Here is a 22,976-nt window from a genome sequence, read left to right as displayed (position 1 = left end):
TAGCCGTGGTATTGTACAATTTGAAAAATGATGGCAAAAACTATCAAATACGCTTAAATATAAAAAAGGAGGCCGTTATGGCTGAGAATAAAACATACCCAATGACAATTGAGGGCAAGCAACGATTAGAAGAAAAGTTGAATGAGATGATTACGGTTGAGCGCCCTAAGATTACGGCTGCAATTCAAGAAGCTCGTTCGCATGGTGACTTATCAGAAAATTCAGAATATCAATCAGCTAAGGATGAACAAGCTTTTGCTGAAGGTCGTATTTCTGAATTACAAAATATCTTGGACAATGTGACTTTAATCGATCCAGCCTCAGAACCAGCTGATCAGATTACTTTGGGTAAAAAGGTGACTTTCCAAGAAGACGATGATGAGCCTGAAACGTATTACATCTTTGGGGCCGAAGAAATTCGTTTCAACATTGATGAAAACAAAGATCAGTATGTGTCAAATGAATCACCAATGGGTTCAGCTTTGTTGGGCCACAAGATTGGTGACTTAGTTACAATCAAGGTACCAGACGCTGGTATCTCATACGAAGTAAAGATCGTGAACGTCGAATTGGTATAATTATTGGTAGCGAGTATGATAAAGGTGTGAGTACGTATGACACGGGCTCGCACCTTTATTTGTATTCATACGAATCGATGCAGTTTAAGTATCTGCCACGCGATTTGTGGTAAAATCTAGGTTAGTTTGTAAAGCAATATATTGATAGAAATCAGATAGAAAAGGGTGTGACATGGCTAGTTCAAAGCGCCGTCGACGTGCACGTTCGCGGATATCAAAAAACTCCCTATCACGTATTCCAATTCGATTGAATGTACTGATGGGAATTGTCATTCTGATGCTAGCAGCATTGGGAATGCAGCTAGTAAAGCTGCAAATTTCACAACACGATAAATTTGTCGCGCAAATTACCAGTAATTCCGAAAGTACTGAAACTGAGAAGGTTCAGCGTGGCATGATTTATGATAGTACCGGTAAAGTGATCGTTGCTAACAAGGGATCAAAGGCCATCACCTATACGCGGCCTAAGTCAGTGACCACTAGTGATATGTATCATACTGCTAATACAGTCGGTAATCACTTGCAGGTCGATACCAAGACGTTATCAAAAGCAAATTACGCGGTTTATTACATTCAAGATGATAAGCGGCGCGCCAAAGTAGCCGCTGCCCTGAAAAACCCGTTACCTAGTGGTTCAGATGCCTATATTGCCCAACTTGAAGCCTATGTGCAAAAACACGAAGCAAAGTTTCCTTTGACGAAGAACCAAGAAAACAAGGCGATGCTCTACCAAAAGATGGCAAACGCCTATGCGTTGTCAACGGTTTATTTGAAGGAAACGGATGTCACTGATAAGGAAATCGCCGAGATTGGTGAACGGCAATCTAAGATGCCAGGGGTCAAGGTCGGCCTATACTACACGCGTGATTATCCAAATGGGACGGCGATGAAGTCCCTGATTGGTTCGGTTTCAACTTCGAAGACTGGGTTACCAGATTCTTCAGTCAATCAATTATTATCACAAGGGTATGCTCGTGATGATTCCGTGGGAACTTCCTATCTGGAGCAATTCTATGAGGCCACATTACGGGGTACGAAAAAGAAGTACACTGTGACCACGAATGGTAAAACTGATAAGACCACCAAGACGACCTTGTACGCAGGCCAAGCCGGCAATAACTTGCGGCTGACGGTTAATTCAAAGTTTCAAGCGGATGTCCAAAAGATTTTGGAAGAACAAATGCCAGACGGATTGACACAAGGAGCATACGCGGTCATCATCAATCCTAAGACTGGTGCGATCTATGCGATGGCTGGTTCATATCGTGATAATAAAACAGGTGAGAAGACCTCTGATCCGTTGGGAACGATTAACCGATCATTCCCAGTTGGATCCGTGGTTAAGCCAGCGATGATCACCACGGCTTTGTTGAATAATGTCATCACCACTACGAATAATACCATTACCGATGTGCCAATCAAGATTGCAGGTACTGCCACTAAGGCATCTTATTTCAACACGGATGGTAGTGATAGTATCGCATTGGATATCCCAACTGCCTTGAAGATGTCTTCAAACTCATACGTGATGCAATTGATGCTTAAGATGGGTGGGTTGACGTATCATTCAGGTATGTCGTTGACCGGCTTAGACAGTAATGTCTGGAATAAAATGCGCAATGGTTTGGGCTTGTTCGGCCTTGGCCAGATGACCGGGATTGATTTACCAGGTGAAACTTCCGGTGTGCGTGGATCTACCGATTCTGATCACACAGGTAATACCTTGGACGAATCTTTCGGTCAATACGATACGTACACCACGATGCAACTGGCACAATATGCTGCCACTGTTGCAAACGGTGGCTATCGCGTTCGTCCGCACGTCGTTGATGCTATCTTGTCACGTTCAGCGCATTCAAGTAAGAGCACTGTGGCAACCTCAATTGCCACGCAGGTTTTGGGGACAGTTGGTTGGACCAAGGCAGAGCGTGATTTAATTTATGAGGGTATGTATCAAGTTGTTCACGGTTCAGGCTATGCGACTGGTACTGGCTTGAAGGATCTGACGCCAGAGGTTTACGCTAAGACTGGTACTGCTGAAACAACGACAGATGGTGAGGACACATATAGTTCCACTGCCATTTCGTTTGTGCCAAACGCAAACGTTGCCGTTGCCGTTGCCATCCCAGGTATCTCTAGTCAAACATCTGACTCAGTAAGTATTCCGATGTCGCATGCTATTTGGAAAGCTTTCTGGCAAGATGTTGAAAATAAGGGAAGTAGCACAAAATAGACTAATCAAGAGGTTGGAATTAGTTTCTGGCCTCTTTTTTAGGGCGATGACATAGCATTCTTAGGCGTTCGGTGTTAAAGTATTAGCAATTATAAGACATGGGGTACAATGATGATCGATAAGGAAACATTGCGCAAACAGTTTCGTGGCAATTTAGCAACCTTAAGTGACATCCAGCGGATAGTCATGATGCAAGAGATGACTAAGTTAGTGACCGCACATCCCCGCTGGCAAACTGCACAAACGGTGGCCGTGACATTATCACAAGATGAAGAGCTGCCAACTCAATTACTCATCCACACCGCATTAATACAAGGAAAACGCGTGGTGGTACCAAAGGTGGCCCCTAAGCGACAAATGGATTTCTATCAAGTAACGACCAGTACGGAATATGCGCGGCATCGTTTTGGCATGTTAGAGCCAATCGATGCGCCAATCGTTATGCCTAATGAGATTGATTTACTCATCGTGCCAGGATTAGGCTACGATGAAGCACAGCAAAGAATTGGATTTGGGGGCGGTTACTATGATCGCTACCTGCCGCGCACAACGGGGTATAAACTAGCATTGGCAATTGAACAAAATATTGTGCCAGCTGGCACATGGGCAGTTGAAGAGACTGATGTGGCTATGGACGAAGTGATTGTTATAAGGGGGCCTCGTGAACAAACAAGTTAAAAACTATTTTAAATTACAACCGGTCAACCTAAGTTTAATTTTTGGGATGGTGCTTGTATATTTATATGAAGTAATACAGTCATTTGGATTGATCATCAATGTTGATGTACTTTTCAAAGATGGCGCACAATACTATCCCGCAGTGGTGGGACGCGGTGAATGGTGGCGGCTACTGACGGCGGGCTTCTTACATGTCTCGCCATCGCATCTCTTGTTTAATCTGGTGGTGATGTATTTTGTCGGTAAATTACTCGAATGGCAAATTGGCCACTTACGTTATTTAGTGTTATTTGTTTTGAGTGTCATGGCTGGTAATCTCTTGAGTTTAGGGACTGGCGCCATGAATGGGGTCTCAGCGGGTGCCTCTGGTGGTATTTACGGTCTATTTGGTGCCATGATTGCGCTTGGTTTTTTGGACCGGGACAATGACTTTTGGAAACGCGAAGCACGCATTATTGGCTTATTAGTTGGTCTTTCGATTTTTATGGCTTTGTTTCAATCAGGTATTGATCTTGCAGCACACATTGGTGGTGGGATCATGGGGATGCTTTTGACGCCAATATTACTTGTGAAAAACCCAAACATGCGCCAGATCAAAATTAATTGGCGTTTACAGATGGTTGCCATAATCGGGGTAGTGCTATTTGTAGCCCTTGGCTTCATGCTTGCTTTAGGAAGGCTTTGATAATGAAATATCAAAATTTTTTCGATGTTTTGGAACTTTTAAAAAAATATGATACTTACGTCCATGTTGGTAAACGATTATGGGATATTGAGTTTGCGGCGTTGGAAATTGATAACATGTGGCGGAGTGGGTTAATCGATAATGCAGACTATGCCAAGATCAAACTGGTGTTAGCGCATGAACATGAAGTAGAAGTTAAACGTGAACGTGGTTATTAGACTAAATTTAGGCAAGAATTTGACCTAATTAGTAAAAGCTGCAACGGGTTTTTAAGACTTTTTCTTTTTTGAAAACCGAATGAAAACGTTTACTTTTGAGCCGATAAGCGTATAATTAATTCCGTTGATAAGTTTACAACTAAATTTATTTGAGATTGTTTGAGGAAATAAACATGGCTAAAGATAAGCTAATCGGGGTTGATCTTGGTGGAACAACTATCAAGTTTGCCATTATGACTGCTGAAGGTGAAATTCAACAAAAGTGGTCAGTCAAGACTAACATCCTGGATGAGGGTTCACATATTGTACCTGACATCGTTGATTCAATTAACCACCATTTGGACTTGTACCAATTGGATAAGGAACGCATTATCGGTATCGGTATGGGTACACCTGGAACGGTTAATATTGAAGAAGGAACTGTTAAGGGTGCCTTCAACTTGAACTGGAAGGAAACCCAAAACGTTCGTGAGCAAATCGAAGCCGGAACGGGCTTGCCATTAACTTTGGATAACGACGCTAACGCTGCCGCTTTGGGTGAGCAATGGCGTGGTGCCGGTAATAATGCCCCTGAAGTTGTATTTATCACTTTGGGTACTGGTGTTGGTGGTGGCCTGATTAATGAAGGCAAGTTGATCCATGGTGTTTCTGGTGCCGGTGGTGAAGTTGGCCACATGGTTGTTGAACCTGATGGATACCTATGTACATGTGGTAACCGCGGTTGCTTGGAGCAATATGCTTCAGCCACGGGTGTCGTTCACTTGGCCCAAGACTTTGCCGAAGGTTACGCTGGTAACTCAAAGTTGAAGGCAATGGTTGATAACGGTGATGAAATCACATCAAAGATTGTTTTTGATTTAGCTAAAGAAGGTGACTTCTTGGCAAACGAAGTCGTTGATAAGGTTGGGTACTACTTGGGATATGCTTCAGCAAATATCTCAAACATTTTGAACCCTTCAGCAGTTGTTATCGGTGGTGGTGTTTCTGCTGCGGGTAAGATTTTGTTGGACCGTGTCAAGACGAACTTCCAAAAGTTTGCCTTCAAGTCAACACGTGATGTCACTGAAATTAAGTTGGCTGAATTGGGTAACGATGCTGGTGCATATGGTGCTGCCTCATTGGCTCGTATTTCAGATCGTACGATCACTGCATAATTATGTAAAAAATAGCACCTATCATTTCGACATGATGGGTGTTTTTGTTTTGTAAATAAAAATGGGTTGACGTTGAAACAGATTATTAATAAACTATGAGATACTGACACGGGACGGCCTCATTAAAATGGTTACCGTGCTGCTTATAGTAATGTTTGCAATGTTTACCGTAATTTAATTAAATTTTGAAAAGTTTTTATTTAATTTAAGTTTATGTTGTCGGGCGGTAATGTAACTGTCAAATGGCCTTGATAATATTAACGTATCGTGAGTGTGCCTTGTTATATAGGGAGTCAATCAAGGAGATTAAGTGTTTATGCAAAACGAAGGTAAAAAGAAATTATATAAGTCAGGCAAGTTTTGGGTAGCAGCTGCCGCATCAGTTGTTGGCGCAGTGGTGCCATTCACAGACCAGCCAAAGGCATCTGCGGACACTTGGACTGCCAATACGGTTGATCAAGTAGCAGCTAACTATGATTCAGGAAGTTCATATACAGTTCATTCAGGCGATACATTGTCTTCAATTGCTGGGGCAACTGGTGTATCAGTAAGCAACTTAGCGGCGAACAATGACATGTCAACGACTGATTACTTGTATGTTGGTCAAACTTTGAAGATTACCACCACTAGTGCAACGACAACGACAGCTACTAGCGTCTCAGCAGATGCTACATCATACACCGTGCAATCTGGTGATTACTTATCAAAAATTGCCGTTGCGACGGGTGTGTCAGTTGATAACTTGGTGTCATACAACAACTTGGGTTCACAAAATACTATTATTTATGCAGGTCAAGTACTGAAGTTGACCGGTTCAGCAGCTAAGGCGACAACAACGACAGCCACAACTTCAAGTTCAGCATCAAGCACGACAACGACAGCTACTAAGCAAACAACAACAACAACGAGTACAACTGCAAGTACTGCGGGTACGTTCTCAGAAGCTTTGTCTACTCTGAACGCTTTGCGTGCACAGCATGGTTTATCACCAGTTTCATATGATGCTAGTTTAGCAGCGACCGCACAAATGCGAGCTAATATGTTAAAGGGAACGGTTGATGCAGCGCACTGGGCCCAATCATATGGTTATGAAGTCATTGCTATCCAATTTGGTTCTGGGGCTGCAGCAATTAATGCTTGGTACAATGAAACAAATATGCAATCTGCTAGTGGAACTGGTCATCGTGACTGGGAGCTAAGCGCTTCAATCACTAAGGTCGGTTTTGGTTATGATGCTGCCACAGGAACATTTGTCGGTGAAGCAAAGTAATTCAATAGTCGCAAAATGATTGAAAAAAGAGTTAAGCGCCGTCTTAACTCTTTTTGTATATGCTAAAATAGATATATTGAAAATGATGGAGTGAGTAGTATGTTACAAGCATTATTAATTGTTATTATCTTGTGGATTGTTTGGACCGTTGGAATGTATTTCTGGACGAGTTTTAACCTGAAGCAAAATGCCACTGTTTTGGAAAGTGCTGCTTTTGAAAAGCAATCACATGGCGGTCAAATTATTGATTTGCGTGATGGTGCTGACTTTAAGGCGGAGCATGTATTAGGATCACGCAACATTCCAGCAACGATGTTACTGCAAAATGCGAGCGCAATTCGTAAAGATAAGCCGGTCTTCTTTGTTGATAGCAACAATCAAGTCGCTGCGCGAGTGGTTAGCAAGCTTAAGAAACAAGGTTACACTGACATGTATGTCTTAAAGGGTGGCTTTGCGAAGTATGAAGGTAAGAAAAAGTAATTTAAAAAGCGACTGAAAAATTTTCAGCCGCTTTTTGATAATTAGAAACGTGGTGTGTGTGAAGCGCCAATCTTGCGGGCAGCCTTCTTTTCAGTTTCTGTGAACTTTTCTTCACGTTGTTCCTCTGGTTCAACAACTGTCTTGTGGAATGCAAACAAACCAGCTGCAGCTGAGGCGACAGTAGCAACGACACCGGTAATAACACCTAGTCCAAACTTCTTCATGATGTATCCTCCAAGATGTTTAACAAATCTTAATATTTTAATATAGTTCCATTTTAGCATGGATGCATGGAAAAAGGCGGATGAGATAGCAAGATTACAGGGCTTTTTTGAAAAGAACGAGGAGCGGACATGCTATGCAAAAATTAATCGTCATTGTCGGACCAACCGCCGTGGGGAAAACAGCTTTATCATTGGAAATAGCCAAACATTTTAATGGTGAAATTGTGTCAGGTGATTCCATGCAAATTTATCGCGGGTTAGATATTGGCACAGCTAAAGCTACACCGGCTGAACAAGCGCAAGCGCCACACCACATGATTGACATTGCTGAGCCTGCTGAGCCCTATTCAGTGGCTAAGTTCGTGCAAGCGGCACAGGATGAAATAATGGCCATTGGTGCACGTGGTAAGCTGCCAGTTTTAGTTGGCGGCACCGGTTTTTACGTGCAAGCACTCCTGGGTGATCGTCCCTTAGCCGAGGTACATGATTTGCAAGATCCAGCCTTCATCGAAAAATGGACGAAGATTGCATCGACGCAAGGGGAAGCAACCGTTCGGGCGGCCTTACGTCAGTTGGATCCTGTCAGTGCGGACCGCATCTTACCTGGTCAAATTCGACGATTAGTTCGCGCATTGCTGGTGAGTGATCATACCGGGCAGCCATTTTCAGCGCAACAACCAAAACCACAGCGCCAATACGACGCATACATCATTGGCTTGAACACGTCACGGGATGTCTTATATGACCGTATTAATCAGCGGGTCGACCAAATGATCCAAGCCGGTCTGTTAGACGAAGCCCGCCTGGCGTTAGCGTTGCCAGATGACAGTACCGCAAAAAAAGCGATTGGATATAAGGAATTGTTCGGTTATTTGACTGATGAGGAATCTTTAGAAACAGCTGTTGAAAGACTGAAACAGGCTTCTCGCCGGTATGCAAAACGCCAAATCACATGGTTTAATAACCAATTTGATGATATTCACTGGTACGATTTAGTGAGTGATCCATCAGAAATGAACCGAATAATTGCCGATATTGAAGCAACCATGTCATAAAAGCTGACATGGTTGCTTTTTTCTGTTACGCTATTTGTTAGAATATAGGCATACAAGGAGGTCACGAACGTATGAGTGAAAAGGAATTACGCCGCGAGATGGCAGTGCTTCCCATCAGTGTTGTGCGTGAGTTGACTGGCCTATCTGATCGCCAAATTCGATATTACGATCAACAGGGACTTATCACACCAAAGCGCGGTGCGGGTAAACAACGCCGATACTCGTTAAATGACGTGGATCGACTGTTGGAAATTGCGGACTATCTTGACGCGGGGTATACGATTTCGGAGATCCGTGAAGTTGAGCATAAGCAAATCATCCGGCGCCAACAAGCATCCTCAGATGCGGCATTGCGGAATGCATTGCAAGATGAGTTCTTGAAGATTGGGCGATTTGGCAATCAATCACATTTCTAGGGTTATTATACAGAGGAGAAGTAACATGGTCCGTAAGGCATATACTAAAGATGACATCCGTAACATCATTAAAGACGAAAACGTTCAGTTTTTGCGTTTGCAATTTACTGACGTTTTCGGTGCAATCAAGAATGTTGGTGTGCCTGTTTCACAACTAGAAAAAGTTTTGGACAACAACTTGATGTTTGATGGGTCTTCAATCGAAGGGTTCGTACGTATCCAAGAATCTGATATGTATCTCTACCCAGACCTGTCAACTTTCATGATTTTCCCATGGTCAACGGATGAAAATGGGGGTAAGGTTGCCCGACTTATTGCGGACGTTTACACAGCAGCCCGTCAGCCTTTCGCTGGTGACCCTCGTGGTAACTTGAAGCGTGTTTTGTCAGAAATGACAGAAGCTGGTTTCAAGAATTTCAACTTGGGAACTGAACCAGAATTCTTCTTGTTTAAGTTAGACGAAAACGGTAACCCTACGACTGAATTAAATGATAAGGGTGGTTACTTCGACCTTGCACCATTGGACATGGGGAATGATGTGCGACGTAAAATTGTTTTGCAACTGGAAGCGATGGGCTTTGAGATTGAAGCAGAACACCACGAAGTTGCCCCAGGACAACATGAGGTCGACTTTAAATATGCAGACGCGTTAGATGCCGCGGACAATATCCAGACTTTCAAGTTGGTTGTTAAAACTATTGCCCGTCAATATGGTTACTATGCAACCTTCTTGCCAAAGCCAAAGTCAGGTATTAACGGTAACGGTATGCATACAAATATGTCATTATTTGATGAAACTGGTAATGCCTTCTTTGACGAAACAGGTGACCTGCAGTTATCAAAGACGGCCTATAACTTCTTGGGTGGTATTTTGGACCACGCCACGGCATATACGGCATTGACTAATCCAACCGTTAATTCATATAAGCGATTGACACCTGGTTTCGAGGCCCCAGTATATGTGGCTTGGTCAGGTTCAAATCGTTCACCAATGGTGCGTGTCCCTGCTTCACGTGGTAATTCAACGCGTTTGGAATTGCGTTCAGTTGATCCAACGGCCAACCCATACCTGGCTTTTGCGGCGATTTTGGAAGCTGGGTTGGATGGTATTCGACGTGAGTTGGAGCCTACGCATGCCGTTGATCGCAATATCTACTTGATGGATGAATCAGAGCGTCGTGCCGCTGGTATCACTGACTTACCTGATACTTTGTTATCAGCTGTCAACGATTTGGCTGAAGACCCAACTATCTTGGGCGCATTGGGACACCATATTGCTGAAGCATTTATTTCAGCGAAGCGCTTAGAATACCAATCATATCGTCAAGAAGTCTCAGCATGGGAACTTGACACCTATTTTGAACAATATTAATTTGCAGAAACAGCACCGATTCGTTCGGTGTTTTTTTGAGCTAATTAAAAGACTAAATTTCTTAAATACTGTTAAGAAAGAAAATAGGGTCACAGCAAATCCAGCTAATTTTACGGCAATCATGTAAACTAGACTTAAGCGTTAAAAATAAGCAAATACATGGAGGTTTGCCATGGAACAGACACCATATCTAAAAACGGAAATTCCTGATAACTTGGTCACCATTACTGAAAAATTACGTGCCAAAATGCAATTTTTGAGTGATGTGCAACAAGCTGTGGCGGAAGATAATGATCGATTAGTTTATAAATTGTTGAATACAAAAAAGTATGCAGCATTAATTGAAGGTGCGACCGAGGCAGTTGATAACCAGACTGAGTCACGTCTAGTTAGTGATATTCAGGATGAATTATCGCACCACCTGGCTAAGCACTTAATTGAATACCTCCAAGAAAAATTCCCGTTCTTTTATTATGAAGAAGATGAACTAGGGGTTTATCAATTGCAATTTGGTAATTGGTGGGATCGCCGGCGCTTTGGTATTTTGGATCCGTTGACGGTCAATTTCATCTTTGGCGATGAAGAATATGACATGTTGGCTAAGTCAGTGGCCTTGGCAGCGGTTAATCGGCGCTACCATAGTGATGTGATTGAAGATGCGACGCGGACCAACGAAGGGTTGCATAAATTGCTGGATGAGCAGGTGGCGCGTGATGAAGAACGCCGCATTTTGCAATCTGAGTATCAACAACTTGACGATAAACGTGGGTTATTCCAATCACAAGAGACCAAGGATCGGCGTACCCAAGTTGAGGCCCGGTTATCACAGTTAGATGCGCTTGATGAAAAGGCGTCACAAGTACCAGAATTAATTGCTGAAAATAACAACTTGATTCTGTACTACTCAAAAGAGGATACGGTGTTGCTGTATGAGCAACGCGCCATTAACGAAACATTTGGTAGTTTTGCTGACTTTGAGCATGCGGTTAAGAATCTATATAAGGACTATGTTAGTCAATTACCTGAAAAGGAATTAGGTGCTGAGGGAGGATTATTACATGTCTGATCACGTACAAAATCATGTATCTGCTTATGTGGATTTACTTACAGCTGATGTACACAGTATCGAAGCCCAATTGGGTAAAATTCGCTTGTTGTCAGAAACCAGCGACCCCATTATCGTTCATGATGTTGCCAGTGCACTTGTGACATCAGAATTAGCAACGGAATGGGTAGTCGTGCCACGTCAATTTAAGCAAGTTGATTGGTATATGATGGCTATGCATCGTTTTTTGACATTTGCCGGCATTGATAACTTTGATATTTTAACGCCGGAAGATCGTGAAGAATTAACTTTGGTGATCGAGGGGTTAACGGTACCAGGTGTTTTCCAGTTCGTTTTGAATGACGACAATGTGCATGGTGGTGCCTACTTCACTGAAATGGGTACCGGCGAAAAATTATTCTACTGGTCATTAGAGCGTAAGGGGCTATTCTTTAATTCTCATGCGATTACTAACCTGTTAGTAGCTAATTATCGCACGCATGCGGCTGCTAACATCATTCGTCCCTTGGCTAATTTACTACTAGAATTTGGACGCTATATGGAACGTACATTTGGATACGATGTAGATTACAATATCCTCGAAACCAAGGATAGTTTTCTCTATCCAATGGTGCAAAGTGAGATGCCGGCTGGCATGATTGATCGCTTATTTATCCTTTCAGCCGAGTCTCATTATTTTCTCCAGGGTATTCATAATGGCGCGGGTATGGTTTTGGATCATGGCGTTGAGCTGCGGGTCTTTTATGAGCGTAATTTAGCGGCCATTGGTGGCCAGGAATGGCATTTCCAAGTAGTTGATGGCACGGATGCTGTGTCATTACTTGATGTCTTGCTTGATTACGAATTCATTGGTGTGTGGTATCTACGAGAACGTAAAACGATTGAAGTTGCCTCCCGTGAATCAGTTTTTAAAGTTGGGGTACGCAAACGTACTGAGGCCACGGGTGTCAAGGTTGAATTGTTGTTACCGCGGGAGATGTACTAATGGAGCTTGATTTTCCTTTCTACTTGCGGGCTGCCCGGGATATGTATCGCGAGGTCGCGGCCGAATGGGCGACACCTATCGCCCCCAAAGATATTTTGCTAAATGATTATCTTAATATGAGTGTGACATTAAACCAGTTGCTGGTGGCGACAAATTCAGTGAATCTGAACGTGCCTGGTCCCACCGATGACGATGAGGCGTTAGTCACCCTTTATGCCCGCGGTGTCGTTCAAATGTTGTTGATTAGTTTAAAACAACAATGGACGCATTTGATCAATCTGGAAGAAGCTGATTTAGCAGTATTTGCGCGTTTTCCACAAATGAGATTAAACCATCAGTTTATTGGTATCGAAACGATGTTGCTCAATAGTTATCATCAAAAGCGACATGCTGATTTTTCGCATGCTTGGCGTTCATATTTAAAGTTAGGGCTGAACGAATTGAAGATTAGCCCAGCAACTCTAGATGAAGCGATTCGGCGCCTTTTGAAAACCGTTTAAATGAGGGAGTATCAGCTTTGGTTGCCGGTACTTCCTTTTTTTGATAGTATGAAAGGCAGTGGTTCGTAACCATCCCACTCAAAAAAACTAGGAGCGTAAAAAGATATGGTAAATGAAAAAAAGACAACTGGTCAAGGACGTAACGTTGCGTTGGTTGCAGTTGTGGCAGCTTTGTATGCGGCAATCACTTTGATGATCGCGCCGTTCAGTTTTGGTCCGGTTCAATTACGTTTGTCGGAAGGTTTAAACCATTTGGCAGCCTGGAATAAGCGTTACATTGTCGCATTGGGGTTGGGTGTACTATTGGCTAATTTAGTGTCACCGCTTGGCTGGATCGATTGGGTGTTTGGTACATTAGGAACGGTCATCATGACCACCATCACATACTTTTTGACCCGCAATATGAAGAATGCGTTGGCCAAGATTATTACTAGTACGGTTGTTGTGGCGACAATTGGGATGGCTATCTTAGCTGGTGAATTTGTCTTCGCCTTTAACATTGGCGCAAGCGGTGCATTTTCTTCTGGCTCACATGGTGGCATCTTCGCACAATGGTTGGCATACTATATCAGTGTGGTTCCTGGTGAATTATTCTCGTTGATTGTCGGCGGGGTGATTATTTATATTTTGAACAAAACAATTGATTTGAGTAAATAAAATGATTGATCAAAACTATCAAGGACAAACGGTTTTAATTACTGGGGCGGCATCAGGAATTGGGCTTGCACAAATGGAAACCTATCTAAACGCGGGCGCCGAGGTCATTGCACTCGATGTACAACCAATTCTGGTTCAGCATGATCGGTTGCACACCTGGCAGCTGGATTTAGGTGATGAATTAGGTTTGCAAAATTGGATTGAAGCACAGCGACCAATCCTGGATACAATCGATATCTTCTTGAGTACAGCGGGGATTTTGGATACCTTTCGACCAGCCTTAGCGACTAATCTGCATGAGATACAACATTTCATGCAGGTGAATGTCTATGCGGCCGTTCAATTAACACTGGCAATATTGCCTGAAATGGTTGAACGACGCGCTGGTGAGATTGTGTATATGGCATCTATTGCTGGTCAAATTGCTGGCGGTGGTGGTAGTGCCTACACAACTTCAAAACATGCCTTGGTTGGTTGGATGAAGCAGTTAGCCTTGGATTATGCCGCTTTTGGTATTCATATTAATGCCATTGCACCTGGCGCGATTGACACGCCGATGAATGCAGCTGATTTTGCTGGGGATGGTGCCATGGCTAAGCAAGTTGCCCAAGCAACACCTGTCAAACGGTGGGCTCAAGCCACAGAAGTAGCTGATTTAACCCTATATTTGACCAGTGCGGCAAGCCGTTATGTTCAGGGACAGGTGTTCACAATTGATGGTGGTTGGACAATTAAATAAAATGATGTTTAATGAGCGAAATTTAATGGTATTGATCCACGTAGGAATCATTATATTGCCAATAGATGACTACCTGAAGAATAAAAAGGCCATACCAACATGCGGTATGGCCTTTTATTTTGGTGGAATTTTTGCTACAAATTCCTTGCGAATGCCCCTGGAGGGAATTGAACCCCCATCCCAGGGTTAGAACTCCTTTGCACTATCCATTATGCTACAGGGGCAAAATCTAACCTTATCTATTGTATCAAAAAAATGAAACACCACAACAGTTGTAATATAATAATGTTATGAATAATTTAGCGATGATACGAAATTTCTTTCAGTTACATCCGCAAGCAGTTGCGGCAGACCTGAAAATGACGACAGATGAACTACATGCCTTTGAGACTGGGCAAACGCAACCGACACCTTTACAATGGCAATCGTTTGCGGAATACTATGCCGAAAAGTTTCATGTCCCTGCATTACCAAAAAATGAGCCACCGATTCATTTTCGGTTGAGTGTCGATTACTTAATGAACATTGGGCTAACGATGAGTGATCTGATGGTTTTTAAATGGTATTTTAATAATACCCGACCTGAATTGGGTTTGTTTGCGATTGCGTTGTTTACATCAGATGGTCCGACACCAAGTATTGAGCGTCTAACTGATGAGTTACCGGCAGTCTTGGATGAATTTGCCGGCTATATTTTATTGAATCATGATGGTACATTGAATCAATTTATTGACGAAAAGCATAATAATAAGGTGAGTGATTGGCGTTTGGTATTATACAAACGCGAAGGATTGTTGATCGATATCACTGATCAACTCATTTATTTTGATTACTTAGTTAATTATACAATTATGTAACTTAAAAGGTTGATATATCAGGGTAATAGTAATATAATAGCTTTGTTGTGTTTGTGGAAACCCCGCAAACTGCAACCACTCGAATCCTGTATTAAGTGGCATGGCCCGCGGGTGAGGTGAGTCTAAGTTTCATACATTTTATTAGGAGGTCTACAGACTCATGGCAGCATATGCAATCATTGAGAACGGCGGTAAGCAATATAAAGTTGCCGCTGGCGACGTAGTTTACGTCGAAAAGTTAGATGCCGCTGAAGGCGAAAAGGTTACTTTCGATAAGGTCGTTTACATCGACGGCACAATCGGAGCCCCTTACGTTGAAGGTGCATCAGTTACAGCTACTGTTGAAAAGCAAGGTAAGGAAAAGAAGGTTGTTACCTTCAAGTACAAGGCCAAGAAGCATTCACACAGTAAGCAAGGTCACCGTCAACCTTATACTAAGGTTGTCATTGACACGATTGCCTAAGACATCGAATATAGGAGGATAAAATCATGCAATTGAATTTGACTAACTTGACGATGCTTGCCCACCACAAGGGTGGTGGTTCATCTGCCAACGGTCGTGACTCAGCAGGACGTCGTCTTGGAACGAAGCGTGCTGATGGTCAAGATATCAAGGCTGGATCAATCATTTACCGTCAACGTGGTACTCACATCTACCCAGGTGTAAACGTTGGTCGTGGAAACGATGACACGTTGTACGCATTGACTGATGGTGTTGTAAAGTTCGGCCGTATGGGTCGTGACAAGCGCCAAGTATCAGTTGTTTCTCGTGAAGAGTACAAGGCAATCATTGCTAAGTAATATAATTTACGATAAATTAATAAATCCCCGCTATTTCATAGAGATAGCGGGGATTTTTGTCTACCCAATGATCCTCAGTAAATCATGAGGTTAATCGATCAGACTCCTTAATCATATTGATTAATTCTGTTTTTGAAAGATCTGTATCATTCACAATGATGTTATTCCAGTGCGTTTTATTCATATGGTATCCTGGGTAGACGCCCTGGCGCTGACGCATGATTTCACCATGGTCGGGCGTTAGTTTCAGGTCGATCATTAAGGCGTCATTCTTCTCAAAGATCAGCGCGATTATTTTTTGATTTGTGACTCGCCTCATCACCGTCCAAATGATTTTATCTTGACGATGGGCAGTATTAAACGGGTAGTCTTCAAATGAATGGGTCGTTAGTTTAACTAGATCGATTAATTCCTGACGATGCATTAGATAACTCCTTTTGTTAGGCGGCCGACTTAACGACTCCCGCTAATTTAATTATAAGATCAGGCTGATTTAAAAAACATGCAAATCTATGGTTTTTATGAATTTTTTCACAATTTAAGATAGTTTGAAGTGTATTTACTGAGTACAGAGCATCTTGTTTTTAATAAAAATAAGATTATATAAACTATATCGGATATGTTTAATTGGTATATAATATACAAATCAATATTGTAAAACTGCTATTGACAAAAGAGTGTGAATCTAATAAAATTTGTGAATAAATTAATTTATTTACGAAACGAGGAGTAGTATGTTTTCTTTGAAAAAACCGGGCGCAAGCTTTAAGGAAATCAGTATCAAGAGTATTTGGTATGGTTTAATTGCTGGTATGATTTCTGGTATGGTTAAAATTGGGTGGGAAAGTATTTTTCCACCACGTACAATTGCCAGAAATCTAATTAATCCACCACAACACATGGCGATGCAGTTGGGAATACCTAAAAAATTAGTGGAATCATTCGTTTATTATTCACAGGATCAAAAAGTTTTTTGGTTCACTCTGCTCTTACATTTCTCTTTTGCCATTGCATTTTCAGTAGTCTATGTGTTCATTTCTCAGTACTGGCCTAAAATTGGTATGTGGCAAGGTACTTTGTATGGTATTGTCCTATGGGTTGTGTGGCATATTATCTTGATGCCAGCTGTTGGGACGATCCCCGCACCTTGGAACCAACCATTTGATGAGCATTTTTCAGAATTTTTCGGGCATATCGTCTGGGCGTGGGCAATTGCAGCGACGGTATATTATCTAATTGCTAAGGATAAGACAGGCAAGCTCGAAAACATTTAAGATAAGATGTTTATACGTACTATATTAAAGCAAAGATTGCTAGCTTAGATTACAGCCAGACATCTAGTCAGTAGCAAGAGATTGCATATCATTTACAAGGAATGCCCGTGTTCAGGAACACGGGCATTTTTGTTGGTTACTCAGATAACGCTGTTGTCACGCGTGTGATGTCCAGTTCATGATAGCTGGCCGGTTGGGGTGGCGCTCACGTTTGGATGAGCTGCATGACTGTACATCAATTTGTGGTGGTACCTTGGAAACACTTTATCGAAAATGCACATGTTTTTGTAATCATGTTACAAATTTGTGTCATCGTGTAATATAATAGTTGAAAAGGGGGAATAAGACAATGACTGATAACAAATTGGAACTAAAAGATTTTGGACCAAGTCCATTTGCTGTGAACCTTAGTGAAGCTGCGAAGCAAAATACCAACTACCGGACAACTTTTTGGACGGGGAATCACTTCCAAGTTACATTAATGGCTATTCCACCACATGGTGGGGATATTGGTATGGAAATCCATCATGGTAATGATCAATTCATTTATCTAGTTGAGGGAGTTGGTCATGTGCAAATGGGAACGGATAAGGAAAAATTAACCGTTGATCGTGACATCTATCCTGGTGAAGCAGTGATTATTCCGGACAACACATGGCACAATATTATCAATGCTGGTGATGAAGTGATGAAGTGTTATTCCATCTATTCACCGGTCAAGCATGATCATGGAGTCACCGAAGCAACTAAAGAAGAAGCGATTACGCAAGAAGGACCATTAGAAGGGACTAACGAGTAAAATCAGCTTTAAGTAAATGTCGTCTAATACTATTTAAAATAAACACCGCCCGTTTAGTCATATTGACGGGTGGTTTTTTAGTCGTTAAAAAAATGACATTGTCGACCTTGCATACCAATAGTCAAACTATTTTGGAATGGATATCATCAGGTGCGAACCCTCTGCCAAAATACTAAGTCATGGTATTTTTATAAATTTAGGGCGCATATTTTGTAAATTATCGCGGTAAGCGTAAAATAAAAGGTATTCAAAAAGACGAGGTGCACTATGAGTTTCCCATCAGAAAAGGAATTATGGCAACGGTTTGAGTTAGCTGAAGTAGCTGTATATTTCGCGACTGCCGATAAGAAGTCGCGGTATTATGGCTTTGGGGTGGCTGATGAAATTTTTAGTCGTGACATACATGAAATCGCAACATGGGCGGCCGGGAAGAATTATCCGGTATTTGGTGGCGTACCGTTTGATGATCAGTTACATACGGCCACAATGATGAATGGGTATTTTTTACAGCCCAAAGTGTTGTATGACATTGCCGAGCAACATTTATGGGGATATGAGACGAATGTCGTCACGAACCGGAGCAAACGCCGCCGGCCTGAAATTGAAAGGGTCGTGGATGAGACGAACTGGGTACAGCGAGTTCAGCATGCGATTGATGCGATGCAAAGTGATGGCACAAAACAAAAGGTGGTGCTCGGGCGACAGCGTCAGGTGACGCTATCAGAACCACTTGATATGGCCAAGTTGATCGCTGATTTGCAAATGACACAACCCCACAACTATCATTTTATCTTAAAGCGGGACAATGATATTTTCATTTCAGCCACGCCAGAGCGGTTAGTTAAAATTAATGACGGTCATTTGGCAACAGCGGGGGTGGCTGGAACTGCCCGCCGCAGTCAAGATGAGACAGAGGATCTGCAGTTAGCGGCAACACTACTGAATGACCCCAAAAATTTACAGGAACATGCTATCGTAGTTAACCGGATTGTCGAGCGCTTAGCAGGGATGGCTGCACTCACTGTTCCAAAGGGGCCGACGATTATGAAGAATCCTCAAGTGCAACATTTGTATACACCAATAACAGGACAAGTCAACGATGGTGTGACGACATTGTCGATTGTGGATCGGTTACATCCGACCCCGGCTTTGGGCGGTCAACCAGAAGAATGGGCGTTGACACAGATTGCTCAGTTGGAACAAAATCCACGGGGGTTGTTTGCCGCACCAGTTGGCGTGTTGAGGCCCTCTGGGGATGGTGAAATGGTTGTCGGGATTCGTTCAATGTTTGCGCATGCGGGCAAAGTTGATCTTTTTGCGGGGGCGGGTATCTTGGCAGATTCAGATGCGACCCAAGAATACGAAGAAACAGCATTAAAAATGCAACCAATGATGAAATTACTGGAGAGACAGCATGACTGATAGTTTAACAAATAATATCAAGCACCTGTTTAAGGCGTTAGCAGCGCAAGGGGTGACAGATTATGTCATCTCACCCGGTTCACGAACCACCCCAATTGCGTTGCTGTTGGCAGAATATGCTACCTACACAGAATCTATCAATGTCTATGTCGACGTCGATGAACGGTCGGCCGCTTTTTTTGCCTTAGGCATTGCAAAGGCGACGGTGCATCCGGTCGTTTTGATTGCGACCTCGGGGACCGCGATTGCTAACTGGATGCCAGCTGTGGTCGAGGCACAAATTTCAAATGTACCGTTGATTTTATTGAGTACCGATCGGCCAGCAGAATTACAACATATTGGGACCCAACAAACAATTGATCAAACGAAGCTGTTTGGTACGCAGGTGAAGCGCTTTGTGGCCATTACCTTGCAAGATGCTCACCCGGATGTTACGGCGTATATTGACTACGAAGTGCAGGAAATAGTGCGGTTGGCGGCAGCTACACCGGCTGGACCAGTCCATTTGAACTTACCCTTACGGAAACCATTGATGCCAGTGCTCGGCGAACCTTGGCCCGATGTGGCGGCACAAACCAATGTGGCGGCGATTGAGCAGATCGATTTAACGGCGTTAACGGCGATGATTACCGATAAAAAAGTGGTCATTTTAGCTGGGCCGTTGCAAAAGACTGTTAATGTCAAGCTATTGCAAGAACTGGCCGCTACGAAGCGATTCCCGATTATTGCCGATGTCCTGGCGAATGTACGCGGTGTTGCGGGAGTTGTTAACGGCATTGAACTACTGCTACAAACTGAAGTAATTGATGACACACTTGTACCGGATATAGTGATCCGTCTCGGGTCAACGCCAGTGTCGGCCAGGGTGATGACCTGGGTACAAGATCACACAGTTGCGCAAATTGTGGTTGGGAAGGCAACGGTCGGTAAGGATTATAAACGGCAAATTAGTCGCCAGTTGCACGTTGACGAGAATGTTTTTTTGCAAGCGTTGTTGGCCAGTGATGTTAGAGCAAATCAGGAATATCTTGCTGAATTCAGTGCGTTAGGTCAGCAGGTCACCAAGTTGATGTCATCAGCTGATCATCTCAACGAAATCACAACCGTGTATGCGATGCGTAAAGCAGTATCTAATAGTGCGATTTTTGTCGCCAATAGTATGCCGATTCGTGATATGGACAATTTCTTTGTACCGGACCACGCGGTGACAGTGATGGCAAACCGTGGTGCGAATGGCATTGATGGGACCGAGTCGACTGCGTTAGGTGTGGCAACCCAATTTGACCAGACGTATCTGATCACAGGTGATCTAACATTCTTCCATGATATGAACGGCTTGATGATGGCAAAACAATATCAGCTTAATTTGACGGTCGTTGTGGTCAATAATGATGGGGGGTCAATTTTCTCATTCTTACCCCAAGCGAATGCTAAGGATTATTTTGAAGAGATGTTTGGCACACCCCTTGGACTAAATGTCGAGAAGGTCGCCAATTTGTATGATGCAACTTATCATCATCCTCATACCGTGCAGGCATTAGAAGCATTGATTATGCAGCCGATGCCTGGGTTGAACATCATTGAAATCACTAGTGATCGTGCACAGAATGTCCTTGATCATCGCCAAATTCAAAACGAATTGCAGGCACTATACAATGATTAAGCACATTACTATTACAGGTTACGACTACGCAGTTGAACTTCGCGGGAGCGGGCGACCAATTTGGGTGGCCTTGCATGGCTTTCTTGGGAGCGCAGCTGATTTTGCGGAGATAACATTTCCTGGTACGGTGATTATTCCTAATTTACTAGGCTTCGCGCAAACCGATCAGCTCGTCGCTGCCAAACGATTTACCGCCGCACAACAGGTGGCTGATTTACATACCTTAATTCATGCCATAACGGATGAGCCAGTGCGCTTGCTTGGTTATTCCATGGGGGGGCGGTTAGCCTTGCAGTATGCATTAACCTATCCCACTGATTTGACGAGCTTATGGTTAGAGAGTAGTACGGCGGGTGTGTCTGATGCGGCGGCCCGCCTCGCCCGGCGACAGAGTGATCATGAAAAAGCACTGCGTGTGGAACAGCAAGGCATGGCAAAATTCATTGCTGCCTGGGAAACGATGCCCCTGTTTGCTAGCCAAACTGAGGTCAGTACAGCACAGCAAGCCTTTATGCATGCCCAACGATTGCATCATTTAGCAGCCAATGTTGCCAATTCTTTACGTTATTTTGGTACTGGGTATCAACCAAATAACTGGTTACGCTTAAATGAATTAACGATGCCGGTGCATTTGATCACTGGTGAGCGCGATGTTAAGTTTAAGGCCATTGCTGACCAAATGCGGTCGTTAATCAAAACGGTCAACCACGTACAGGTAGAAGGAGCTGGTCATAATGTACACTTTGAACGAAAGGCTGCCTACAACCAATGGCTACGTCAAGCAGATTAACCTCTACCCATTGGAATTACAGCTTAAGACCCCTTTTAAGACTGCCCATGGTCTGACGACGGCCCGGCCAATTACACTGGTAGAGCTAGTTTGGGGTGATGGTTCACGTGGGTATGGTGAAATTCAGTCTTTTTATGATGCAGCGTATGATACTGAGACACAAGCTATTTCCATTGCGGCTATTCGTGCAGCAGCACCAGCAGTTTTTCAAAATAGTATTCCGGTGGGCATGCCATCATTTGCCAGAGCAGCCCTGGAAATGGCGTTTTCAGCGGTGATGCCGGCCAGAGAAGGTGCGCAGTTGATCTCACTCCCCACTATGGTGGACGATACAGCACAAGGTGTACCGGTGGGGCAGGCCATTGGTATCATGCCAAATGCCCAAAGGTTAACCAACCAGATTGAGCGGGCCATTGCCCAGGGGTACCAACGGATTAAGTTAAAATTGGGAGCTGCGCCTTATGATGATGTGATCGCGCAAGTCATGCCTCGCTTTCCAACGACCATGTTCTCAGCGGATGGCAATGGCGGGTTCGCGGTGCATGATGGCTTGCAACGCTTACAACGTCTGGAAGGCATGGGCTTTACATTCATTGAACAACCTTTTTCTGAGGATCAAAATGAGCTCAACATTGCGGCTATCAAGCAACTGACGTCCTTGCGTATTTCATTGGATGAAAGCTTACATAGTATCGAGGACTATGAACGATATCGACAGACTGGCGCTCTCTTTACGATCAAGCAGGCCAAAATTGGTGGTTGGCGCACAGCTATGCATATTTTACAAACCGATGCTAATGCATGGGTCGGGGGCATGTTAGCAAGTGGTCTCGGTCGCTCAGTTGATTTGGCACTGGCACAGGTATCCTTAACCAATCACTTTGCAGCCTATATTCCAACGGATGTTTCAGGGAGTGACCGTTACTTTGAACGGGATATCATTAAAACGCCAATGGTTATCGAACATGGCGCGATTCAGGTGCCAACCCAGATAGAATTAGACTGGGAGGCGATTCACGCTCTGCAAGTTACGTCGACGATTGAAATCAGACCATAATAG

27 protein-coding genes, 1 tRNA gene, 1 riboswitch and 1 other annotated feature are annotated in these 22,976 nt (G+C 43.4%); of the genes, 25 read left to right on the top strand and 3 right to left on the bottom strand.

Annotation, left to right across the window (positions count from 1 at the left end; translation table 11 throughout):
* Positions 1 to 77 precede the first annotated feature (77 nt).
* From greA to WSWS_RS06465, 8 genes are all read left to right on the top strand, one after another.
* Entirely contained in the window at positions 78 to 578 is a 501-nt protein-coding gene (greA, locus tag WSWS_RS06500) for a transcription elongation factor GreA (protein WP_070230508.1), read from the top strand.
* 172 nt (positions 579 to 750) lie between these two features.
* A complete protein-coding gene (locus WSWS_RS06495) occupies positions 751 to 2,811 on the top strand; it encodes a peptidoglycan D,D-transpeptidase FtsI family protein (RefSeq protein ID WP_070230507.1) in 2,061 nt (686 codons plus the stop codon).
* A gap of 108 nt (positions 2,812 to 2,919) precedes the next feature.
* The gene (locus tag WSWS_RS06490) at positions 2,920 to 3,489 is read left to right on the top strand and encodes a 5-formyltetrahydrofolate cyclo-ligase (protein ID WP_237342582.1); all 570 of its coding nucleotides are present in this window, start codon (positions 2,920 to 2,922) and stop codon (positions 3,487 to 3,489) included.
* The gene (locus WSWS_RS06485) at positions 3,473 to 4,174 is read left to right on the top strand and encodes a rhomboid family intramembrane serine protease (protein ID WP_070230506.1); all 702 of its coding nucleotides are present in this window, start codon (positions 3,473 to 3,475) and stop codon (positions 4,172 to 4,174) included. The genes WSWS_RS06490 and WSWS_RS06485 overlap by 17 nt, the downstream gene beginning before the upstream one ends.
* Positions 4,175 to 4,176: 2 nt before the next feature.
* Positions 4,177 to 4,392 carry a YqgQ family protein gene (locus WSWS_RS06480; RefSeq protein ID WP_070230505.1) on the top strand — a complete coding sequence of 72 codons (216 nt, stop codon included), beginning with the start codon at positions 4,177 to 4,179 and terminating at the stop codon, positions 4,390 to 4,392.
* Between the two features lie 173 nt (positions 4,393 to 4,565).
* Positions 4,566 to 5,546, top strand: coding sequence for an ROK family glucokinase (locus WSWS_RS06475; protein ID WP_070230504.1), 981 nt, complete (start codon positions 4,566 to 4,568; stop codon positions 5,544 to 5,546).
* A gap of 316 nt (positions 5,547 to 5,862) precedes the next feature.
* Positions 5,863 to 6,816, top strand: coding sequence for a CAP domain-containing protein (locus WSWS_RS06470; RefSeq protein ID WP_070230503.1), 954 nt, complete (start codon positions 5,863 to 5,865; stop codon positions 6,814 to 6,816).
* A 99-nt stretch (positions 6,817 to 6,915) separates the two neighbouring features.
* A complete protein-coding gene (locus WSWS_RS06465; protein ID WP_070230502.1) occupies positions 6,916 to 7,296 on the top strand; it encodes a rhodanese-like domain-containing protein in 381 nt (126 codons plus the stop codon).
* 41 nt (positions 7,297 to 7,337) lie between these two features.
* On the opposite strand, the gene WSWS_RS06460 is transcribed toward WSWS_RS06465, so the two are convergent.
* The gene (locus WSWS_RS06460) at positions 7,338 to 7,520 is read right to left on the bottom strand and encodes a DUF3042 family protein (protein ID WP_070230501.1); all 183 of its coding nucleotides are present in this window, start codon (positions 7,518 to 7,520) and stop codon (positions 7,338 to 7,340) included.
* A 134-nt stretch (positions 7,521 to 7,654) separates the two neighbouring features.
* Between WSWS_RS06460 and miaA the strand changes: the two genes are divergently transcribed.
* From miaA to WSWS_RS06420, 8 genes are all read left to right on the top strand, one after another.
* Entirely contained in the window at positions 7,655 to 8,575 is a 921-nt protein-coding gene (gene miaA, locus WSWS_RS06455) for a tRNA (adenosine(37)-N6)-dimethylallyltransferase MiaA (RefSeq protein WP_070230500.1), read from the top strand.
* Positions 8,576 to 8,646: 71 nt separating this feature from the next.
* Positions 8,647 to 8,991, top strand: a complete 345-nt coding sequence (locus tag WSWS_RS06450; RefSeq protein WP_070230499.1) for a MerR family transcriptional regulator — start codon at positions 8,647 to 8,649, stop codon at positions 8,989 to 8,991.
* Positions 8,992 to 9,016: 25 nt separating this feature from the next.
* Positions 9,017 to 10,363 carry a type I glutamate--ammonia ligase gene (glnA, locus tag WSWS_RS06445; RefSeq protein ID WP_070230498.1) on the top strand — a complete coding sequence of 449 codons (1,347 nt, stop codon included), beginning with the start codon at positions 9,017 to 9,019 and terminating at the stop codon, positions 10,361 to 10,363.
* A gap of 172 nt (positions 10,364 to 10,535) precedes the next feature.
* Entirely contained in the window at positions 10,536 to 11,429 is an 894-nt protein-coding gene (locus WSWS_RS06440) for a hypothetical protein (protein ID WP_070230497.1), read from the top strand.
* Positions 11,422 to 12,414, top strand: coding sequence for a hypothetical protein (locus tag WSWS_RS06435; protein WP_070230496.1), 993 nt, complete (start codon positions 11,422 to 11,424; stop codon positions 12,412 to 12,414). Before WSWS_RS06440 ends, WSWS_RS06435 begins: the two co-directional genes overlap by 8 nt.
* Positions 12,414 to 12,914: a dUTPase gene (locus tag WSWS_RS06430; RefSeq protein WP_070230495.1), complete on the top strand. Its 501-nt coding sequence runs from the start codon at positions 12,414 to 12,416 to the stop codon at positions 12,912 to 12,914. Before WSWS_RS06435 ends, WSWS_RS06430 begins: the two co-directional genes overlap by 1 nt.
* A 52-nt stretch (positions 12,915 to 12,966) precedes the next feature.
* A riboswitch (PreQ1 riboswitch) is annotated at positions 12,967 to 13,011 on the top strand.
* Between the two features lie 8 nt (positions 13,012 to 13,019).
* Complete coding sequence (locus tag WSWS_RS06425) at positions 13,020 to 13,571, top strand: QueT transporter family protein (RefSeq protein ID WP_070230494.1); 552 nt, start codon at positions 13,020 to 13,022, stop codon at positions 13,569 to 13,571.
* A gap of 1 nt (position 13,572) precedes the next feature.
* Positions 13,573 to 14,310, top strand: a complete 738-nt coding sequence (locus WSWS_RS06420) for a 3-oxoacyl-ACP reductase (protein ID WP_070230493.1) — start codon at positions 13,573 to 13,575, stop codon at positions 14,308 to 14,310.
* A 152-nt stretch (positions 14,311 to 14,462) separates the two neighbouring features.
* Here the strand turns inward: WSWS_RS06420 and WSWS_RS06415 are convergent.
* A tRNA-Arg gene (locus WSWS_RS06415) sits at positions 14,463 to 14,534 on the bottom strand.
* 81 nt (positions 14,535 to 14,615) lie between these two features.
* On the opposite strand from WSWS_RS06415, the gene WSWS_RS06410 reads away from it, so the two are divergent.
* From WSWS_RS06410 to rpmA, 3 genes are all read left to right on the top strand, one after another.
* Positions 14,616 to 15,167: an XRE family transcriptional regulator gene (locus WSWS_RS06410; protein WP_237342581.1), complete on the top strand. Its 552-nt coding sequence runs from the start codon at positions 14,616 to 14,618 to the stop codon at positions 15,165 to 15,167.
* 63 nt (positions 15,168 to 15,230) lie between these two features.
* Positions 15,231 to 15,301, top strand: a sequence feature (ribosomal protein L21 leader region).
* Positions 15,302 to 15,327: 26 nt separating this feature from the next.
* On the top strand, positions 15,328 to 15,630 hold the full coding sequence (gene rplU / locus WSWS_RS06405; RefSeq protein ID WP_070230491.1) for a 50S ribosomal protein L21: 303 nt from the start codon (positions 15,328 to 15,330) through the stop codon (positions 15,628 to 15,630).
* A gap of 26 nt (positions 15,631 to 15,656) precedes the next feature.
* Complete coding sequence (rpmA, locus tag WSWS_RS06400; RefSeq protein WP_070230490.1) at positions 15,657 to 15,968, top strand: 50S ribosomal protein L27; 312 nt, start codon at positions 15,657 to 15,659, stop codon at positions 15,966 to 15,968.
* 82 nt (positions 15,969 to 16,050) lie between these two features.
* Here rpmA and WSWS_RS06395 read toward each other — a convergent pair whose 3' ends face one another.
* Positions 16,051 to 16,392, bottom strand: a complete 342-nt coding sequence (locus WSWS_RS06395) for an MmcQ/YjbR family DNA-binding protein (RefSeq protein ID WP_070230489.1) — start codon at positions 16,390 to 16,392, stop codon at positions 16,051 to 16,053.
* A gap of 310 nt (positions 16,393 to 16,702) precedes the next feature.
* Here WSWS_RS06395 and WSWS_RS06390 point away from each other — a divergent pair, with 310 nt between their 5' ends.
* The 6 genes from WSWS_RS06390 to WSWS_RS06365 all read left to right on the top strand — a co-directional run bounded on the left by WSWS_RS06390 (position 16,703) and on the right by WSWS_RS06365 (position 22,973).
* A complete protein-coding gene (locus WSWS_RS06390) occupies positions 16,703 to 17,242 on the top strand; it encodes a YagU family protein (protein ID WP_070230488.1) in 540 nt (179 codons plus the stop codon).
* Between the two features lie 349 nt (positions 17,243 to 17,591).
* Positions 17,592 to 18,041, top strand: a complete 450-nt coding sequence (locus WSWS_RS06385) for a cupin domain-containing protein (RefSeq protein ID WP_070230487.1) — start codon at positions 17,592 to 17,594, stop codon at positions 18,039 to 18,041.
* A 267-nt stretch (positions 18,042 to 18,308) separates the two neighbouring features.
* Positions 18,309 to 19,463, top strand: a complete 1,155-nt coding sequence (locus WSWS_RS06380; protein ID WP_070230486.1) for an isochorismate synthase — start codon at positions 18,309 to 18,311, stop codon at positions 19,461 to 19,463.
* On the top strand, positions 19,456 to 21,126 hold the full coding sequence (menD, locus tag WSWS_RS06375) for a 2-succinyl-5-enolpyruvyl-6-hydroxy-3-cyclohexene-1-carboxylic-acid synthase (RefSeq protein WP_070230485.1): 1,671 nt from the start codon (positions 19,456 to 19,458) through the stop codon (positions 21,124 to 21,126). The genes WSWS_RS06380 and menD overlap by 8 nt, the downstream gene beginning before the upstream one ends.
* On the top strand, positions 21,119 to 21,916 hold the full coding sequence (gene menH, locus WSWS_RS06370; RefSeq protein ID WP_070230484.1) for a 2-succinyl-6-hydroxy-2,4-cyclohexadiene-1-carboxylate synthase: 798 nt from the start codon (positions 21,119 to 21,121) through the stop codon (positions 21,914 to 21,916). Before menD ends, menH begins: the two co-directional genes overlap by 8 nt.
* Positions 21,861 to 22,973 carry an enolase C-terminal domain-like protein gene (locus tag WSWS_RS06365; RefSeq protein ID WP_070230483.1) on the top strand — a complete coding sequence of 371 codons (1,113 nt, stop codon included), beginning with the start codon at positions 21,861 to 21,863 and terminating at the stop codon, positions 22,971 to 22,973. Before menH ends, WSWS_RS06365 begins: the two co-directional genes overlap by 56 nt.
* The last annotated feature ends 3 nt before the right edge of the window (positions 22,974 to 22,976 follow it).

This window comes from Weissella soli, assembly GCF_001761545.1.
Classification (GTDB): Bacteria; Bacillota; Bacilli; order Lactobacillales; family Lactobacillaceae; genus Weissella; species Weissella soli.
This window is presented reverse-complemented; position numbering and strand designations above follow the sequence as displayed.

Coding starts and splice junctions, on each gene's coding strand:
- greA (WP_070230508.1), top strand. CDS start 78: ATGGCTGAGAATAAAACATACCCAATGACAATTGAGGGCAAGCAACGA.
- WSWS_RS06495 (WP_070230507.1), top strand. CDS start 751: ATGGCTAGTTCAAAGCGCCGTCGACGTGCACGTTCGCGGATATCAAAA.
- WSWS_RS06490 (WP_237342582.1), top strand. CDS start 2,920: ATGATGATCGATAAGGAAACATTGCGCAAACAGTTTCGTGGCAATTTA.
- WSWS_RS06480 (WP_070230505.1), top strand. CDS start 4,177: ATGAAATATCAAAATTTTTTCGATGTTTTGGAACTTTTAAAAAAATAT.
- WSWS_RS06475 (WP_070230504.1), top strand. CDS start 4,566: ATGGCTAAAGATAAGCTAATCGGGGTTGATCTTGGTGGAACAACTATC.
- WSWS_RS06470 (WP_070230503.1), top strand. CDS start 5,863: ATGCAAAACGAAGGTAAAAAGAAATTATATAAGTCAGGCAAGTTTTGG.
- WSWS_RS06465 (WP_070230502.1), top strand. CDS start 6,916: ATGTTACAAGCATTATTAATTGTTATTATCTTGTGGATTGTTTGGACC.
- WSWS_RS06460 (WP_070230501.1), bottom strand. CDS start 7,520: ATGAAGAAGTTTGGACTAGGTGTTATTACCGGTGTCGTTGCTACTGTC.
- miaA (WP_070230500.1), top strand. CDS start 7,655: ATGCAAAAATTAATCGTCATTGTCGGACCAACCGCCGTGGGGAAAACA.
- WSWS_RS06450 (WP_070230499.1), top strand. CDS start 8,647: ATGAGTGAAAAGGAATTACGCCGCGAGATGGCAGTGCTTCCCATCAGT.
- glnA (WP_070230498.1), top strand. CDS start 9,017: ATGGTCCGTAAGGCATATACTAAAGATGACATCCGTAACATCATTAAA.
- WSWS_RS06440 (WP_070230497.1), top strand. CDS start 10,536: ATGGAACAGACACCATATCTAAAAACGGAAATTCCTGATAACTTGGTC.
- WSWS_RS06435 (WP_070230496.1), top strand. CDS start 11,422: ATGTCTGATCACGTACAAAATCATGTATCTGCTTATGTGGATTTACTT.
- WSWS_RS06430 (WP_070230495.1), top strand. CDS start 12,414: ATGGAGCTTGATTTTCCTTTCTACTTGCGGGCTGCCCGGGATATGTAT.
- WSWS_RS06425 (WP_070230494.1), top strand. CDS start 13,020: ATGGTAAATGAAAAAAAGACAACTGGTCAAGGACGTAACGTTGCGTTG.
- WSWS_RS06420 (WP_070230493.1), top strand. CDS start 13,573: ATGATTGATCAAAACTATCAAGGACAAACGGTTTTAATTACTGGGGCG.
- WSWS_RS06410 (WP_237342581.1), top strand. CDS start 14,616: ATGATACGAAATTTCTTTCAGTTACATCCGCAAGCAGTTGCGGCAGAC.
- rplU (WP_070230491.1), top strand. CDS start 15,328: ATGGCAGCATATGCAATCATTGAGAACGGCGGTAAGCAATATAAAGTT.
- rpmA (WP_070230490.1), top strand. CDS start 15,657: ATGCAATTGAATTTGACTAACTTGACGATGCTTGCCCACCACAAGGGT.
- WSWS_RS06395 (WP_070230489.1), bottom strand. CDS start 16,392: ATGCATCGTCAGGAATTAATCGATCTAGTTAAACTAACGACCCATTCA.
- WSWS_RS06390 (WP_070230488.1), top strand. CDS start 16,703: ATGTTTTCTTTGAAAAAACCGGGCGCAAGCTTTAAGGAAATCAGTATC.
- WSWS_RS06385 (WP_070230487.1), top strand. CDS start 17,592: ATGACTGATAACAAATTGGAACTAAAAGATTTTGGACCAAGTCCATTT.
- WSWS_RS06380 (WP_070230486.1), top strand. CDS start 18,309: ATGAGTTTCCCATCAGAAAAGGAATTATGGCAACGGTTTGAGTTAGCT.
- menD (WP_070230485.1), top strand. CDS start 19,456: ATGACTGATAGTTTAACAAATAATATCAAGCACCTGTTTAAGGCGTTA.
- menH (WP_070230484.1), top strand. CDS start 21,119: ATGATTAAGCACATTACTATTACAGGTTACGACTACGCAGTTGAACTT.
- WSWS_RS06365 (WP_070230483.1), top strand. CDS start 21,861: ATGTACACTTTGAACGAAAGGCTGCCTACAACCAATGGCTACGTCAAG.